Genomic DNA, 16,562 nt, shown 5'->3' on the forward strand with positions numbered 1-16,562 from the left:
AATGTGTAACCTCTGCGCCCCATCATATAGGGCAATCGGTGCCAAACTGCGACGATTCACGTGAAACGCCGCCAATAGGACCTTGTCTTGGGAGATATGCATGAACCTCATTCGTACGGCCATGCTTTTGGCATTCATGACCGCACTGTTCATGGGGATCGGTCTCTTGATCGGTGGTCGTGGCGGCATGATGATCGCGTTGCTGATCGCGATTGGCATGAATGTCTTTTCCTACTGGAATTCGGATCGACTGGTCTTGCGGATGTACGACGCCCAGGAGGTCGACGAACAAAGTGCTCCAGAATATTATGATATCGTGCGCGACCTTGCCGGCAGGGCGGGGCTGCCCATGCCGCGTGTCTATGTGATCAACAATCCTCAGCCGAATGCTTTTGCAACGGGACGAAACCCTCAGAATGCGGCGGTGGCCGCATCGACGGGACTTCTGCAGGCACTGACCTATGACGAGGTCGCGGGGGTCATGGCGCACGAGCTTGCACATGTGCAGAACCGTGACACCTTGACCATGACACTGACCGCCACCTTGGCAGGTGCAATCTCCATGCTGGGCAACTTTGCCTTTTTCTTTGGTGGCAACCGCGACAACAACAATCCGCTCGGTTTCATCGGTACGCTTGCGGCGATGATCATCGCGCCCTTCGCCGCCATGATGGTGCAAATGGCGATCAGCCGGACACGTGAATATGCCGCGGACCGGCGCGGGGCCGAAATCTGCGGACAACCCCTAGCGCTTGCCTCGGCCCTCCGAAAGATCGCAGGTGCGGCGTCCCATGTTCCGAATGCTGCCGCCGAGCGAAATCCGGCAACGGCACACATGTTCATCATCAATCCTCTATCGGGCGAGCGGATGGACAATCTGTTCTCGACGCATCCGGCAACAGAAAACCGGATTGCCGCGCTTGAAGATATGGCGTCGCATGTTCCTGATCTCTCGACGCGCAGCGCGATGCCTGCTACGGCGACGCGAAAAGCGCGGTCGGTTCCCAGCACAGGATGGGGACGAGGCCGCTCCGATCCTTCAAAGGGCCCGTGGTCTTGATGACAAAGAAGAACACCGATTCGGCAACGCAACGATCAGTTAGATCCGCGCCGGGCCCGCAGAAACCAGGCCTTTTGGCCCGACAGGCAGCCGCCAAGTTGCTTGGCGCCGTTATCGAGAAAAAGATCTCGCTCGATGGAATGTTGGATCCTGTCGGAGGCAATCCTGCTTATCGACAGCTTTCCGATATTGACCGCACGCTCGTCAAAGCCATTCTTCACACGGCTCTACGACACCTGCCGCGGATCGAGTTTATGCTTGACCAGCTCCTGAAGACCCCTCTGCCCGAGGGGGCACGGGCTTTGCATCATCAGCTTGTCGTTGCTGCGACCCAAATTGCTTATCTCGACATTCCCGATCATTCAGCCGTCGACCTTGCGGTGGAACAGGCCAATGCCGATCCCAGAAATCGCCGGTTTGCCAGTCTCACAAACGCGGTTCTCAGACGTCTTTCGCGTGAAAAGGCTGAGCTTCTTCGAATCGCAGCCGAAACGACACCGTCTCTTCCTGACTGGTACATGAAGCGACTTACGGCAGCCTACGGCGAGCACCAGGCTCAGCACATTGCTGACGCCCTTCTGGAACCAGCAGCGATCGACATCACAGTCAAATCCGACGCGGAAGGATGGGCGAAGCGTCTCGGTGGAATCGTCCTGCCCACCGGCAGTGTGCGTCTCGCAGCGTTTCAGGGGACCGTCTCTGACCTTGACGGATTTGAAGATGGCGAATGGTGGGTTCAGGACGCGGCCGCGTCTCTGCCGGCGAAACTCTTCGGCGACATCTCTGGCCAGCGTGTCGTTGACCTCTGTGCTGCCCCTGGCGGCAAGACGGCGCAGCTGATCGGTGCGGGAGCAAAGGTAACAGCGCTCGATCAATCCGCGACACGGCTGAAAAGGTTGAACGGGAATCTTGAAAGGCTGGGTCTCTCAGCCGAGACGCTCGAATGCAACATGGCGGATTTTCGTCCGGAAACATTGTTCGACGCAGCCCTGCTCGATGCGCCCTGTTCCTCCACCGGCACCATCCGTCGTCATCCAGACGTGCCTTATACCAAGAGTCCTGAAGATATCACCAAGCTTGCAGGCCTGCAGGAGCGGTTGCTGCGGCATGCGCTGACCGTGGTAAAACAGGGTGGGATCGTGGTCTTTTCAAACTGCTCGCTCGACCCTGCCGAGGGCGAAGCTATGGTTGCCCGTGTTGTTGAAAACGGCGGCTGCGAGCGTGTGCCGATCAAGCCTGGAGCATTCCCGGGTCTCGAAGATGCCGTGACGGCTCTTGGGGAGCTGCGCACCACACCGGCGATGCTTCCTGCTCGCGATGGCGTTGCCGGGGGGCTGGACGGCTTTTATGCCACAGTCCTGCGTAGATCGTTGTAAGGACACGCTTTCTGCGTCTTCAATGTAAGCGTTGGCTACGTCATCCACTGGCGCAGTCCGCGGAAACACGGCACTGTGTCCCAATCGTGAACGGCCCTCAGGGTCGTCGCAACGGGGCAGGGCTGCAATTCATTCATGCGAATGTCGGACAATCGATGGCTGATCTATCTCTACGCCAGGGAAGCTTGGTGGCGCGTGTCGCGCCGCCTTGTTCTTGGGCGGGTGTCGTTCCTGCGCTTCTCCGGTAAAACCCCGGATCGATTGATCGTTGCCCCCACGGATCTGAGGGTGATCGATCCTCATGTTGCCAGTGAAATCGTTGCCGGGCGTTTCCCGCTTGCCGGGCGTATTCTGGAAACGGATGGCGAGTCGCCGTTTGAAGTGGACCTCCCCTCCCGGGAGTTTGCTGTCCGCCTGCATACGTTCAGCTGGGCCCGGCATATCAGGGCCCTGTCAGCGGAAGACGATCTTGCCCGGTCCCGCCAGCTTGTCAGCCGTTGGATGGCCACGCACGGGCGCCTCATGAAAGGCATCGCCTGGGAGCCAGACGTCGCGGCTCAGCGGCTGATCGCATGGCTTTCGCATTCACCTGTCATCCTGAAGCAGGCTGATCATGTCTTTTATCGGCGTTTCCTCAAAAGCCTGGCCGTCCATGTACGTTATCTTCGGCACGTGGCCGATGCGGTGCCGGACGGCGAGGGGCGGCTGCGCGTGCGGGTGGCCATTGCCTTTGCGAGTGTTGCCATGCCGGCTTCCGGGTCAGCGATCCGGCGGGCTGCGCGTCACCTCGACCTAGAGCTGGATCGTCAGATCCTGCCCGACGGCGGGCACGTCTCGCGCAACCCGCGGATTGCTCTCGATCTTCTTCTGGACTTGCTGCCGCTCCGCCAGACCTATGTCAATCTCGGCCACGACGTGCCTGTTCGGCTGATCCCTTCCATCGACCGGATGTTCCCCGCTCTGCGCTTCTTCCGTCATCAAGGCGGCGAACTCGCGCTGTTCAACGGTGCAACGTCTGCGCAGGCGAACGAGCTCATGTCGGTCTTGCGCTATGACGAGACGGCCGGCCAGCCGTTCAAGGGCCTGCCGGACAGCCAGTACGAGCGGCTCGCGGCAAAGGATGTCGTCGTGGTGATGGATACGGGCCGTCCGATCTCGGCGGCCCTTTCGCGCAACGCACATGCCGGCTGCCTCTCGTTCGAGCTGTCTTCCGGGCGTCATCGCTTCATCATCAATTCCGGCGCGCCGCGCTTTGCGGGCGAGCGCTATCGGCAGATGGCGCGTTTGACAGCGGCGCATTCCACCGTGACCGTCGAGGATCGATCGTCGGCCCGGCTCTCGACCTCTGATTTTCTGGGGCCCATCGTCACTGGCGGGGTGAGCGAAGTTGTGGTAAACCGGTCGGCCAGCGACGGCGGCGACACCGTCGTTGCCCGCCATAACGGCTATGTCGGCCCCTTCGGATTGATCCACGAGCGGGATCTGAGCCTCAACGCCACGGGTACGACCTTGCGCGGGCGGGACCGCATGATCACCCCAGAGGGTGCCGATCCCGATCCTCAGCACACGGCAACCGCGGTCGCACGGTTCCATATTCATCCTTCGATCACCATCCGCCGTGTCGATGCAAACGAGATCAGGCTGGTTGCGCCGGACAATGACAGCTGGGTGCTCACATGCCGCGATGGCGACATTGCCCTGGAGGAAGACATCTTCTTTGCCGACCCTTCGGGTTTGCGAAAGACGCAGATGTTGACGATTGGTTTTTCCGCCGGACATCAGCCGGAAATTCAGTGGATCCTCTCCCGACGGACTTGAGGCGCTTTCTCGCGGCAAGGACGCACTAGGATTCCGATGAAATGGCGGCTGGCTTTGATCAGCTGCGGTTTCTTCGCGGCTCCAGCTGTGCTAACGCCAGCGGCATCCGGCCGGCCGGGCTTTCGCGTGCCCTCCGGCTTCCCTGCCCCTCGCCGCCAGGAGCCTGCCATGGCCGTTGCCTCCAAGAACATCCCAGCCCCCGACCGCGTTGCCCTGCGTACCGCGCTCCTCTCTGTGTCCGACAAGAGCGGTATCGTCGAGCTTGCCCGCGCACTGCATGACAAGGGCGTGGCGCTTGTCTCGACAGGCGGTACGCACAAGACGCTGTCGGAAGCCGGCCTGCCGGTCCGTGATGTGTCGGAACTCACGGGCTTTCCCGAAGTGATGGATGGCCGTGTCAAGACGCTGCATCCCGGCGTGCATGGCGGTCTGCTCGCGATCCGTGACGATGCTGAGCACGTCGATGCCATGAACCTCCACGGGATCGCCGCAATCGATCTGGCCGTCATCAACCTTTATCCGTTCGAGGATGTGCGAGCCAAAGGCGGCGACTATCCGACGACCGTCGAGAATATCGATATCGGCGGGCCTGCCATGATCCGCGCGGCGGCGAAGAATCATGCCTACGTCACCGTCATCACCGATCCTTCGGACTATGAAACGTTGGTCGCGCAGCTCGATGGTGAGGCTACCACGACCTTTGCCTTCCGGCGCGAGATGGCGGCCAAGGCCTATGCGCGGACGGCCGCCTACGATACGGCGATTTCCAGCTGGTTTGCCGAAGTGCTGGAAACCCCCATGCCGCGGCATCGCGTGATCGGCGGCGTGCTCAAGGAGGAGATGCGCTACGGCGAAAATCCGCACCAGAAGGCGGCCTTCTACGTGACCGGAGAAAACCGTCCGGGCGTCGCCACCGCAACGCTCCTTCAGGGCAAACAGCTTTCCTACAACAATATCAACGACACGGATGCCGCCTTTGAACTGGTGGCCGAATTCCCGCCGGAGGCAGCGCCAGCCTGCGCAATCATCAAGCATGCCAATCCCTGTGGCGTGGCGACGGCAACGACGTTGGTGGATGCCTACCGCCGCGCCCTTGCATGCGACAGCACATCCGCCTTCGGCGGCATTATCGCGCTGAACCAGGAACTGGATGGCGCGACCGCGGAGGAGATCGTCAAGCTCTTCACCGAGGTCATCATTGCGCCTGCGGTGAGTGATGAGGCGAAGGCGATCATTGCCCGTAAGGCCAATCTGCGGCTTCTGGTCACCGGCACCCTGCCCGATCCGCGCCTGCCCGGCCTGACTGCCAAGACGGTGGCCGGCGGTCTTCTTGTGCAGACGCGCGACAACGGCATGGTCGAGGATCTCGAGCTTAAGGTCGTCACCCGTCGCGCACCGACCGCGCAGGAACTGATCGACATGAAGTTTGCGTTCAAGGTCGCGAAACACGTCAAGTCGAACGCGGTGGTCTATGCGAAAGACGGCCAGACGGTCGGTATCGGTGCCGGTCAGATGAGCCGGGTCGACTCGGTGCGGATCGCCGCGATCAAGGCCGAGGAGGCCGCACGGGCGCTGGGCTTGGAAAAGCCCTTGACGATCGGATCGGCCGTTGCGTCCGAAGCATTCCTGCCGTTTGCAGACGGGCTTCTCTCTGCCGTCGCCGCAGGGGCCACGGCGGTTATCCAGCCGGGTGGCTCGATGCGCGACGACGAAGTGATCGCCGCTGCCGATGAAGCCGGTGTCGCCATGGTCTTCACCGGGATGCGTCATTTCCGTCACTGAGCGGATCGGGCGGTAAGACCCGCCCGTCAGACGCCGATGCCTAGCCTATCCGGTCACCTCTGTCGGCCGGATAGGGCGTCGTCAGGAGCACGAGCAGGCCGATCACGAGGAACGCGATCAGCGCCATCATCCCGACGCGCGCGGAACTCGTCACCAGCGTCAGCGTCGCAACACTGGCCGGCGCCAGGAACGAGGTTGCGCGTCCCGAAAGGGCATAGAGGCCAAAGTAGCGGCCGGCTTCCTCGGGCGCAACGCTGCGGGCCAGGTAGGAACGGGCCGAAGCCTGCACCGGTCCGAAGGCGATGCCGACCAGCAGGCCGAAGACGATATAGGCTTTCTCCGCAGCCGTTCCGAACAGGCCGCCGCTGTCTGCCGTCGAGAACGTCAGCAAGCCGAACAGCGTAAAGCCTGGGCCTGTCGAGACAATACCGATCGTGGCGACGATCAGGCTCAGCAGGCTGAGGACGACGATGGCCTTCGAGCCGAGCGCTGTGTCGAGGCGGCTCGCGACGAGGCAGCCGGCAATTGCCACTACGTTAAGGAGGATGCCGTAGAGGCCGAGCTCCAGTGTCCGCCAGGCGAACATGCCGGCCGCAAAGGTGCCTCCCAAAGCCACGAGCCCGTTGACGCCGTCCTGGAAGATCATCCGGGCGATCAGGAATTTCAAAATGCCCCGTCGCTCGCGGAGGCCGAGAACCGCGCTTTTCAGGTCCGCGAGACCGTCTCGGATCGCCCTGCCCGGTGACGTCGTCATTTTCGGCGCGTCCGGCGTGAACAGGAACATCGGCAGGATGAAGAGCGCATACCACGCAGCCGAAAGCGGCCCCGTGATGCGAGCGTCTGCGCCGGTGGCGGGGTCGAGACCAAAGAGCGGGGCGATACCGAGAACCGTCTGTCCCGTTTCCGGGCTTGCGGCGAGAAGAGCCACGACCGCGATCAGGACGACCATCCCGCCGAGATAGCCGATCCCCCAGGCGATGTTCGAGATCCGGCCGGTCTCCTCCGGCGGGACCAGACGCGGCATCATGCTGTCGTTGAACACGATGGAGAACTCCGCCGCGAGCGACGCCAGGACGATGCAGGTAAAGGGCAGGATCAGAGAGGATCCCGGAACTGCAAACCAGAGCATCGAGAGGGCAAAGATCTTGACGATTGCAAAGCCGGCGATCCAGGGTTTTCTGGCGCCCGTGGCGTCTGCAAGGGATCCGAGAACCGGCGACATCACCGCGATGATGATGCCGGAAACGGTCAGCGTGTATCCCCACATGGCCTGCCCCGCCGCTGGATCCTCCGTCAGGCGTGAGACGAAATAGGGGCCGAAGATGAAGGTGATGACGACGGTGAAAAAGGGCTGGGCTGCAAGGTCGAACAGCATCCAGCCCCAGAGGCCCGCGCGGCCGGCTCTGGTTCGGCCTTCAGGCGCGGGCGCTTTCGCCACCGTTTTGACCATCATCTGGCCCGGTCTTCGGCAAGGTCGCTCAAGAGGCCTGCGGCAACGGTGATCTTCGCAAGCGTCGTCTCCCCCTTCTCCGTCATCTGCGTCAGTTGCGACACGACACGATTGAAGCGGTCCGCATCTCCTTCCTGCCAGGCCAGCACCGGCTGCTCCTCGTCCTTGCGCTGCGTCAGGGCGGCGATGGTGATGGCGCGACGGGCATCGGCGATATCGCTGGTGCTGCGGGCGAGCGCCATGGCCTCGAAGGGATCGGTGGTGATGATGCGCTCGGCGGCCGCGAGCAGCCGGCCGACCTTCAGACTCTGCGTCACCGCGAAATAGCTCTGCGCGGTTCGGCCGAGCGACGTTCCGGCTACCGATGAAATCTGCATGATTTCCGGTACGAGCGTGATGAGGACGAGCCGTGAGATATCCTGTGCCAGTTCTTGGGGAACACCCTTGTCGATCAACGCCGCCGTCCGCGCCTCGATTTCCGCCACAGCCTCGTCCGGCACGGCGCCATGTGCGGCCGTCGTGAGATTTTCCAAGGCTTTGCGCAGCGTATCGATCGCCTGGGCCAGAGGCCCGGCACTGGCCCGGGTTCTCAAGGTTCGCTCGGTGACGATGGCGAAGATGCGGCTGACATCCTGATAGAGTTCGTTCTGCACCGCGCCCGGCACCTTGTTGTCGAGCGCGTCAATCGCCTTGTACAGGCGCGGCAGGTCGTATCCGTCGCGCGTCAAAACGGCTGCCTTGACGACATCGGCCGGAAGGAAGCCTGTCTGATCGATCAACGTGGAGACGAAGGCCGGTCCGCCCCGGTTGATGACGTCATTGCAGAGAAGCGTGGCAATGATTTCGCGTCGCAGACGGTGGGTCTCGATATCGCCCTGGTGTGGCGTCCGCATCTTTCCTGGGAAGTAGCCGATCAGCGTCTCGTGAAAGTAGGGATCGTCCGGCAGGTCGCTCTCGACGATCTCGTCGAACAGAACGATCTTGGCATAAGAGAGAAGCACACCGATCTCTGCCCGGGTCAGTGCCTTGCCCGATTGATAACGCTCGCTGAGCGCGCTGTCGCTTGGCAGAACCTCGACCTTGCGATTGAGCAGTCCTTCCGCTTCCAGCCGTGTCATCAGGCGGGAAAGAGAGGTGCGATTGGCGGCGCCTTGCATCTCGGTCAGCGAGATGGCGAGTGATTGCTGATAATTGTTGTTGAGGACAAGGGCGGCGACCTCGTCGGTCATCGAGGCAAGCAACGTGTTGCGCTTGTCGCGCGTCAAACGGCCGTCGCGCATGGCAGAGGCCAGCGCAATCTTGATATTGACCTCGACGTCGGATGAGTTCACGCCGGCCGAGTTGTCGATGGCATCGGAGTTGCATCGGCCGCCGGCAAGGCCAAAGGCGATGCGGCCGCGTTGCGTAACACCGAGATTGGCGCCCTCACCGATCACGCGGGCGCCGACCTCGTCCGCAGAGATCCGGATCGGATCGTTCGCCCGATCGCCGACATCGGCATCGCTCTCTGTCGGGCCGCGCACATAGGTTCCGATGCCGCCAAACCAGAGCAGATCAACACGCGCCTTCAGGATGGCGGTCATGATCTCGAAGGGCGTTGCCTGGGTTTTCTCTAGCCCGATCGCCGCTGCCGCCTCCGGCGTGAGCCTCACGGACTTCTCCGTTCGCGGAATGATCATCCCCCCCGCCGAGAGTGCAGAGCGGTCGTAATCCTGCCAGCTGGAACGGGGCAAAGCAAACAAGCGCTCGCGCTCGGCGAAGGATGCGGCGATATCCGGATCGGGATCGATGATGATGTCGCGATGGTCGAATGCGCCGATGAGACGGATCTGGCGCGACAGCAGCATGCCATTTCCGAAAACGTCACCCGACATGTCACCGACTCCGACGACGCTGAAGGGCGTTGTCTGGATGTCGATGTTCATTTCACGGAAATGGCGTTTGACGGTTTCCCAGGCGCCACGTGCCGTGATCCCCATCTTCTTGTGGTCGTATCCGGCGGAGCCGCCGGACGCGAACGCATCGTCCAGCCAGAATCCGGCGTCCTGCGCCAGCCCGTTGGCCGTGTCGGAGAAGGTGGCGGTTCCCTTGTCGGCGGCCACCACGAAATAGGGATCGTCGCCATCCAGCCGCAGTGTCGCTTCGGGAGGCACAATCTGCTGATCGACGATATTGTCGGTGATCGACAGCATGGTGCGGATGTAGGTCTTGTAGGCCTCGGTGCCGACCCGGAAGATCTCGTCGCGCGCACCGCCGGCGGGCAGCAGCTTGGGGAAGAAGCCACCCTTCGCGCCGACAGGAACGATCACAGCGTTCTTGACCTGCTGCGCCTTGACGAGCCCCAACACCTCGGTGCGATAATCCTGGGCTCTGTCCGACCAGCGCAGGCCGCCGCGCGCAACCTTGCCGAACCGCAGATGCACACCTTCCACCTCTACGCCGTAGACAAAGATCTCGCGGAAAGGCCGTGGCTCCGGCAGGCCGTCGAGAAGCTTCGGATCAAATTTGAAGGCGAGCATGACACGAGGCTCGCCCGCTTTGTCGCGTTGGAAGTAGTTGGTGCGCAGCGTGGCCAGCACGGCGTTCATCATCCGTCGGAGAATGCGGTCTTCGTCGAGGCTCGGTACGGCGTTCAGCGCCTCTTCGAGGCTTGCCTGCAGCTCGGTGACCGCGGTCGATCGCGCCGGCTCCTGCGTCTGTGGGTCCATCCGCGTCAGGAAGAGGCGGAAGATGGCGGCGGAAATCTCGGCATATTTGTTGAGTGTCTCGGCGATCAGGCCCTGAGAGTAGGGAATGCCGACCTGACGAAGATAACGGGCGTAAGCGCGCAGCACCGTCACGTCGCGCGCATTGAGGCCTGCCAGCAAGATGAGCCGATTGAACGCGTCATCCTCGATCTTCCCTGTCCAGGCGGATAGAAAAGCTTCCTCCAGAAGCGGCCCCATGGACGAGACGTCGAGCGTCTTCCCGTCGCGGTGGATCAGCTCCATGTCGTGGAGAACCACAAGCCGCTCGCCGTTTTGGTCGGTAATGGACAGGTCGTGCGTCTGCTCGCTGATGACACGAAAGCCAAGGTTTTCGAGCAAGGGCACGCGTTGGGAAAGAGAGACGGCGCGGTCGGCGTGAAAGATCTTCAGTTCCAGGCGATCCGCGTCCACATCCTCTGCGGTCTCCGATCCGCTGGCCTGCGCGATGTCCGCTTTGCGACGCTCGTAGAAAGCAATACGGATCGGGTCGTCTGTTCGTACGGCAGCAATATCAGGCAGGTCGGCATAGGCTTCGCCGGGCGTGAAAGCTGCCTGGTACCCCTCGGTCACGTTCAGCGCGATCCCGTCGCGGCGGGCAAGCAGATGGAAGCGATCGGACCACCGCGTCACGATATCGCGCACGGCATCCTCAAGCACGTTCTGGGCAATGCGTGGGGTTGCCCCACCGGAACGGCCGATGATGAAGTGGACGCGTGCTAGACCGCCGGCCGGAAAGGCCGGATAGTATGCGGACACACGTCCTTCGTAGAGGTCCTTGAAGAGGTCGCCGATGCGTTCCCGCACGCGGGAATCATACTGTTCACGTGGGACGTAGACAATAATGGAGACGAAGCGGTCGAAGCGATCGATGCGCGGCAGGACGCGAACACGGGGGCGATCGGCCAGTTCATTGATCTGTTCGCAGAATGCCTGCAACTCCTCGACGTCGATCTGGAAAAGATCATCGCGCGGATAGGACTCCAGAGTGTTGATGAGCATCTTGCCGGAGTGGCCCTGGGGGTCAAAGCCGAAATGCTCGATCACCCGTCGGACCTTCAGCCGCAGCATCGGGATATCGGAGGCTGAACGCGTATAGGCCGTGGAGGTGAAGAGCCCGACGACGCGCAGCTCGCCGATGACGTTGCCCTTAGAGTCGAAACGCTTGATGCCGATATAATCCATATAGGCGCGGCGATGAACGACCGCCTTGATGTTTGCCTTGGTGACGATGAGGAAATCCGGCCCTTGCAGGAAAGCAAGGATTTCCGGCGTGGTAACCACGGCATCGTGTCCCTGGCGAAGGACGCGGACATTGGGATCGGAAAGGATGCCGAGGCCGTGCCCCGTGCCCCGATCGAGCGTGGCATCCTCTCCATCGCCGGAATAGCTGTATTCGCGCATCCCGAGAAAGGTGAAGTTGTCGTCGCGCAGCCATTTGAGGAAGGCAAGGGCTTCATCGCGGTCGGCCTCGCGTTTGTTTGCGGCATGCCTTTCCAGCTCGCCCATGGCTTCGCCCAAAAGCGTTTTCATCGGCTCCCAGTCTCCGACAGCCTGGTGGACCTGGGCCAGGACGGTCTCGACCGCGCCGATCAGGGCCTTGGCCTCTTCGGGAGACAGATGCCGCAGATGAATCTGGATGTGGCTGACCCGGTCGGCCGGATCGCTCGCTTCCTCGGGATCGAACAGGATGGGCTCGGAACCCTCGGATACGACGAGGATCGGATGAACGGCCAGCAACAGATCGCGGTGCCGGCTGGTGACTTCTCCCATGACCGAATCGTAAAGGAAGGGCATGTTGCGATCGGTGACGCAGAGAACCGACACCGCTGTTCCGCCGGATGTGTCGCCTTGGAGATCGGTTACGGTCACGCGCGACGTGTCTCTTCGACGTGCCTTGATCTCCGAGTAGGCGTGAACGGCGGCGGCGGCGAGCATGCCGGCCTGGGAGGCCGCCATGTCATCAGGGCTTGCGCGTCCAAAGAGAACCGCCGGCGACAGGAAAGACTCGCCGAGGCGTTCGGCCATCTGTTCGATGTCGCCGATCAACCGGGTTTTCTTCGGATGATGTCGTGTGCCCATGGTTTTGCGTCCTCCGACCGTTGTTTTTTGCTGAACCTAGCAGAAGAATTCGCTTTTGCGACCGGAAAGCCCGCCGGTTTCTTCCAAACCGTCGACGGGGGCCGGCGCATGGTCCCGATCTCCCTCCCCTTCCCAGTTGACAGCGGCACGACCATCAGGCGATCTGTCGGGGCGCGCCCGAACGAAAGGCCAGCTGCATGTCCGAGACCGCCGCCGGTACCGTCATCGTCATCTCCAGCCATGTTATGCGCGGTTCGGTCGGCAATCGTGCGGCTGTGTTCTCGTTGGAGATGCTGGGCTTTACGGTCTGGGCCGTGCCGACGGTCATCATGCCCTGGCATCCCGGTCATGGCCGCTCGACGCGGATGGCGATCGATCCCGACACGTTCGATGCCATGCTCGGCGAACTGGCAGCGTCGCCCTGGATCGGCGAGGTCCGCGCGGTGCTGTCCGGATATCTTGGGAGTGCACGACAGATCGAAGCGGTCGCCCGATTGGTGGAGACCCTCAAGGCCCGCAATCCGGACCTTCTCTATGCCTGCGATCCCGTGATCGGCGACCGGGGCGACCTTTATGTCCCGGAGGCCGTGGCCGTGGGGATCCGGGACAGGCTGATCCCCTTGGCAGGACTGGCGACGCCGAACCGGTTCGAACTTTCCTGGCTCTCAAGCGCCGCGCTCGACAGCAATGCGGCTATCCTCGACGCGGCTCTCTCGCTCGGACCGTCGCGGACGCTGGTCACATCGGCCGTCGCGATGATGAGTGGAAGCACGGGCAACCTCTATCTTTCCGGACATGACGCCCTGCTCGCGGAGCACCGTCTGGTCGACAATCCCCCCAACGGAACAGGCGACCTGATGGCGGCGCTGTTTCTCGGCAGACTTCTGGACGGCCAGAACGAGGAGAAGGCGTTGCAACTTGCGACCGCGAGCGTGTTCGAGATGGTCGCGCGCTCGGCACGCCGGGGGGCGGACGAACTGACATTGCAGCAGGATGCGCATTGCCTGACCGGCCCAATGTCACTTGTCCAGATGCGGCGACTGATGCATCCGGCCCAGACCCGCAAACGCTAACGGTCCCCGAGGATTCCGCTTTCCATGTCGCACGTTAACCGACCTGCCGCGTTGCTCTTGCCTCTTCGCATCATCGCCGTTTAAACACGGGACAGCAAAAAGGGCACAGGCATATGTACAGTTTTCCAGAGCACCTGCTCGGCGGCTATCAGAAGTTCATGAACGGCCGTTTTACCGAGCAGCAGGCCCGCTACAAGTCACTGGCTGAAACCGGACAGCAGCCGAAAACACTCATCGTCGCGTGCTGCGATTCGCGCGCGGCGCCGGAGACGATCTTCGACAGTGGTCCCGGTGAACTTTTCGTGGTGCGCAATGTCGCCAACATGGTTCCGCCCTATGAGCCGGATGGCCAGTACCATTCGACATCAGCAGCGCTCGAATTCGCCGTCCAGTCGCTGCGCGTCAAGGACATCGTCGTCATGGGCCACGGCCGCTGCGGCGGTATCAAGGCCGTGCTGGATGCGGATGCCGAGCCGTTGTCCCCCGGTGACTTCATCGGCAAGTGGATGAATATGCTGAAGCCGGCGGCAGAGCAGATTGCCGGGAATGCCATCATGACGGCAGCTGAGCGCCAGCGTGCGATGGAGCATGTGTCGATCCGCAATTCGATCGTCAACCTACGAACGTTTCCCTGCGTGCAAATCTTAGAGCAGCGGGGCAAGTTGCAGATTCACGGCGCGTGGTTTGACATCTCGACGGGAGAACTCTGGGTCATGGATCCAAAGTCGGGCGATTTTTCACGCCCCGGGACATGATGCCAGGCACTGAATTTAGGACATGAAGAAAGGCTGCGCGGGTCGGACCCGCGCAGCCTTTTTTATGTCGGTATAGACAAGCCCGGACTGTTTGCCGGGCCTGGCGCGTCCTGGGGGGCGATCAGCCGTCGATATCTGCAGCGATCTGGGCGATGGCCTGCTGATAAACACTCGCCGCGTTCCAGCCCTGAATCGCGCCGAAATTGGCCTGGCCCGGCTGGTAGCCGCCCCCTGCCCGCCATCCGTGGCCGCGCAGGAAGTTTGCCGTCGATGCCAGCGCGTCTGCCTTGGACCGGACCATATCGACATGGCCATTGCCGTCGCCATCGACGCCGTACTTCACCACGTTTGCCGGGAGGAATTGTGTCTGGCCAATTTCACCATGCGCCGCACCGCGCGCGTCCGTCGAGAGGTCGCCGCGCTGGACCAGCGTCAAGGCTGCATAGAGCTGGTCCGTGAAATAGTCGGACCGGCGGCAGTCGTAGGCAAGCGTCGACACGGCAGAAAGCGTATGTTCCTTGCCCATGAAGCTGCCGAAGCCGGTTTCCATGCCCCAGATCGCAATCAGCGGTCCGGCCGGCACGCCATAACGCTGCTCGATCGAGGCGAAGAGCGCCGCATTCTGCGCCTTCATCTTCTTTCCGCGCGAAACGATGGCAGCACCGCCGCGCTTCTTCATGAATTCGTTGAGCGAGAGCTTGAAGCTCTTCTGGCCGCGGTCGGCGCGGATGGTGGCCGTGTTGTAATTCACATTGGCAAAGGCGCGGTCAAGAACGGCGGGGCTGATGCGACCGGACGCCTGTTGTTTGAAATCCTGCACCCAGGCGTCAAAGCCGGCAGATGTATTGCCGCAACTGGCGGCGAAGGCAGCCTGCGGAACGAGGGCGGTGGCTGCAGCCAGTGCAAGTCCTGCCAGTGCGAACGTCTTCTTCAGCATATAATACCCCGTAGCCCTGCTTCTGATGGCCGACAGCCTCGCTTTTGGGCAGAGGTAGCGCCTTGATGTTTCACGTGAATCCGTCCGCTAGCGTTCGTCTTCATATCTTCCCGAGGCCCGCCGTCCGTTCACGGTCGGCGGGGTCTTTTCCTATCGGCAATGCTGTCAGGCAGCCTGCTTCTTGGCCGTGATCAAACCGCGCGCCACCAAGAGCTCTGCGATCTGGATGGCGTTCAGCGCCGCACCTTTTCGCAGGTTATCGGAGACGACCCAGATGTTGAGACCGTTTTCGACGGTCGCATCTTCACGAATGCGTGAAATATAGGTCGCGTCTTCGCCAGCGCTTTCGTAAGGCGTGATGTATCCACCGTTTTCATGCTTGTCGATGACAAGGCAACCCGGGGCTTCGCGCAAGATGTCGCGGGCCTGATCGGCCGTGATTTCGCTCTCGAACTCGATGTTGACCGATTCCGAATGACCGATGAAGACAGGCACACGAACAGCCGTGCAGGTGACCTTGATCTTCGGATCAAGCATCTTCTTGGTTTCGGCCAGCACCTTCCATTCTTCCTTGGTATAGCCGTCTTCCATAAAGCTATCGATGTGCGGAATGACGTTGAAGGCAATGCGCTTGGTAAACTTCTTGCTTTCCAGCGGATCGGCGACGAACACGGCGCGGGTCTGGTTGAAGAGCTCGTCCATGCCATCCTTCCCGGCGCCGGAAACCGACTGGTAGGTGGAGACGACGACGCGCTTGATCTTTGCGAAATCGTGGAGCGGTTTCAGGGCAACCACGAGCTGCGCCGTGGAGCAATTCGGATTGGCAATGATGTTGCGCTTGGTAAACTGGGTAATCGCGTCGGGGTTCACCTCTGGCACGATCAACGGCACATCGGCGTCGTAGCGCCACGCTGAGGAATTGTCGATGACGACACAGCCCTGCGCGCCGATCTTCGGGGAATACTTCAGCGAAACCGCGCCGCCTGCCGACATCAGGCAGATATCGGTATCGGAGAAATCGTAATTCTCAAGGTTCTTGACCTTCAGCGTCTTGTCACCAAAAGACACTTCCGTACCGTGCGATCTGGCAGACGCCAGCGCAACGACTTCATCTGCGGGGAAGCCGCGTTCGGAAAGGATGTTGAGCATTTCGCGCCCGACATTGCCGGTGGCGCCTGCTACGGCGATCTTGAAACCCATTGTCTTGCTCTCTTTCTCTTCTCTCCGCGGAAGCTGGGGGAGAAACCCGGATCGCCTGGGGCGCGGGCTTCGCGTCCCCGGCCGTGCCGGGGAGAGAGCGGTGGGCCAGAGACTTCAGACGGTTTTCGTCGTCGTTTTGGCCGTGTTTGTGAAAAGTGCGGACAGGGACTCACGCGCTCTTGCCGGAGCAAGACCGTCGGCGCGACTGATGATGGACATCCGAAGAAGCATGAATCCTTCCCTTTCCGCTGCTGCTCATATTCATTCGGTCGATAAAGTCAAGGT

Annotated in this window: 10 protein-coding genes; 6 read left to right on the forward strand and 4 right to left on the reverse strand. The window is 61.5% G+C overall.

All coding sequences use genetic code 11. The features are described from left to right. The first annotated feature begins 100 nt into the window (after positions 1 to 100). The 4 genes from htpX to purH all read left to right on the forward strand — a co-directional run bounded on the left by htpX (position 101) and on the right by purH (position 6,036). A complete protein-coding gene (htpX, locus tag ASG25_RS18255; protein WP_062477408.1) occupies positions 101 to 1,060 on the forward strand; it encodes a zinc metalloprotease HtpX in 960 nt (319 codons plus the stop codon). Continuing rightward, complete coding sequence (locus ASG25_RS18260) at positions 1,060 to 2,436, forward strand: RsmB/NOP family class I SAM-dependent RNA methyltransferase (RefSeq protein ID WP_062477411.1); 1,377 nt, start codon at positions 1,060 to 1,062, stop codon at positions 2,434 to 2,436. Before htpX ends, ASG25_RS18260 begins: the two co-directional genes overlap by 1 nt. Positions 2,437 to 2,571: 135 nt before the next feature. Beyond that, positions 2,572 to 4,254, forward strand: coding sequence for a heparinase II/III family protein (locus tag ASG25_RS18265; RefSeq protein ID WP_062477414.1), 1,683 nt, complete (start codon positions 2,572 to 2,574; stop codon positions 4,252 to 4,254). Between the two features lie 168 nt (positions 4,255 to 4,422). Then, positions 4,423 to 6,036, forward strand: coding sequence for a bifunctional phosphoribosylaminoimidazolecarboxamide formyltransferase/IMP cyclohydrolase (gene purH, locus ASG25_RS18270; protein ID WP_062477417.1), 1,614 nt, complete (start codon positions 4,423 to 4,425; stop codon positions 6,034 to 6,036). Positions 6,037 to 6,076: 40 nt separating this feature from the next. On the opposite strand, the gene ASG25_RS18275 is transcribed toward purH, so the two are convergent. Both ASG25_RS18275 and ASG25_RS18280 read right to left on the reverse strand, forming a co-directional pair. Further along, complete coding sequence (locus tag ASG25_RS18275) at positions 6,077 to 7,486, reverse strand: MFS transporter (protein WP_156379653.1); 1,410 nt, start codon at positions 7,484 to 7,486, stop codon at positions 6,077 to 6,079. Next, the gene (locus tag ASG25_RS18280; RefSeq protein ID WP_062477422.1) at positions 7,486 to 12,312 is read right to left on the reverse strand and encodes an NAD-glutamate dehydrogenase; all 4,827 of its coding nucleotides are present in this window, start codon (positions 12,310 to 12,312) and stop codon (positions 7,486 to 7,488) included. Before ASG25_RS18280 ends, ASG25_RS18275 begins: the two co-directional genes overlap by 1 nt. A gap of 197 nt (positions 12,313 to 12,509) precedes the next feature. Between ASG25_RS18280 and pdxY the strand changes: the two genes are divergently transcribed. Together pdxY and ASG25_RS18290 are read left to right on the forward strand one after the other, a co-directional pair. Further along, positions 12,510 to 13,385, forward strand: a complete 876-nt coding sequence (gene pdxY / locus ASG25_RS18285) for a pyridoxal kinase PdxY (protein WP_062477425.1) — start codon at positions 12,510 to 12,512, stop codon at positions 13,383 to 13,385. Positions 13,386 to 13,498: 113 nt separating this feature from the next. Then, on the forward strand, positions 13,499 to 14,140 hold the full coding sequence (locus ASG25_RS18290) for a carbonic anhydrase (protein WP_062477428.1): 642 nt from the start codon (positions 13,499 to 13,501) through the stop codon (positions 14,138 to 14,140). 121 nt (positions 14,141 to 14,261) lie between these two features. Here ASG25_RS18290 and ASG25_RS18295 read toward each other — a convergent pair whose 3' ends face one another. Together ASG25_RS18295 and ASG25_RS18300 are read right to left on the reverse strand one after the other, a co-directional pair. Then, positions 14,262 to 15,077 carry a lytic transglycosylase domain-containing protein gene (locus tag ASG25_RS18295; protein WP_062477431.1) on the reverse strand — a complete coding sequence of 272 codons (816 nt, stop codon included), beginning with the start codon at positions 15,075 to 15,077 and terminating at the stop codon, positions 14,262 to 14,264. 165 nt (positions 15,078 to 15,242) lie between these two features. After that, positions 15,243 to 16,277, reverse strand: a complete 1,035-nt coding sequence (locus tag ASG25_RS18300; RefSeq protein ID WP_062477434.1) for an aspartate-semialdehyde dehydrogenase — start codon at positions 16,275 to 16,277, stop codon at positions 15,243 to 15,245. Positions 16,278 to 16,562: the final 285 nt, after the last annotated feature.

It is taken from the genome of Rhizobium sp. Leaf384 (assembly GCF_001424065.1).
Lineage (GTDB): Bacteria > Pseudomonadota > Alphaproteobacteria > Rhizobiales > Rhizobiaceae > Ferranicluibacter.

Bases quoted from the DNA above. Each gene is read 5' to 3' on its own strand.
- ASG25_RS18290 (WP_062477428.1), top strand. From the start codon at position 13,499: ATGTACAGTTTTCCAGAGCACCTGCTCGGCGGCTATCAGAAGTTCATG.
- ASG25_RS18280 (WP_062477422.1), bottom strand. From the start codon at position 12,312: ATGGGCACACGACATCATCCGAAGAAAACCCGGTTGATCGGCGACATC.
- ASG25_RS18275 (WP_156379653.1), bottom strand. From the start codon at position 7,486: ATGGTCAAAACGGTGGCGAAAGCGCCCGCGCCTGAAGGCCGAACCAGA.
- purH (WP_062477417.1), top strand. From the start codon at position 4,423: ATGGCCGTTGCCTCCAAGAACATCCCAGCCCCCGACCGCGTTGCCCTG.
- htpX (WP_062477408.1), top strand. From the start codon at position 101: ATGAACCTCATTCGTACGGCCATGCTTTTGGCATTCATGACCGCACTG.
- ASG25_RS18265 (WP_062477414.1), top strand. From the start codon at position 2,572: ATGCGAATGTCGGACAATCGATGGCTGATCTATCTCTACGCCAGGGAA.
- ASG25_RS18260 (WP_062477411.1), top strand. From the start codon at position 1,060: ATGACAAAGAAGAACACCGATTCGGCAACGCAACGATCAGTTAGATCC.
- pdxY (WP_062477425.1), top strand. From the start codon at position 12,510: ATGTCCGAGACCGCCGCCGGTACCGTCATCGTCATCTCCAGCCATGTT.
- ASG25_RS18300 (WP_062477434.1), bottom strand. From the start codon at position 16,277: ATGGGTTTCAAGATCGCCGTAGCAGGCGCCACCGGCAATGTCGGGCGC.
- ASG25_RS18295 (WP_062477431.1), bottom strand. From the start codon at position 15,077: ATGCTGAAGAAGACGTTCGCACTGGCAGGACTTGCACTGGCTGCAGCC.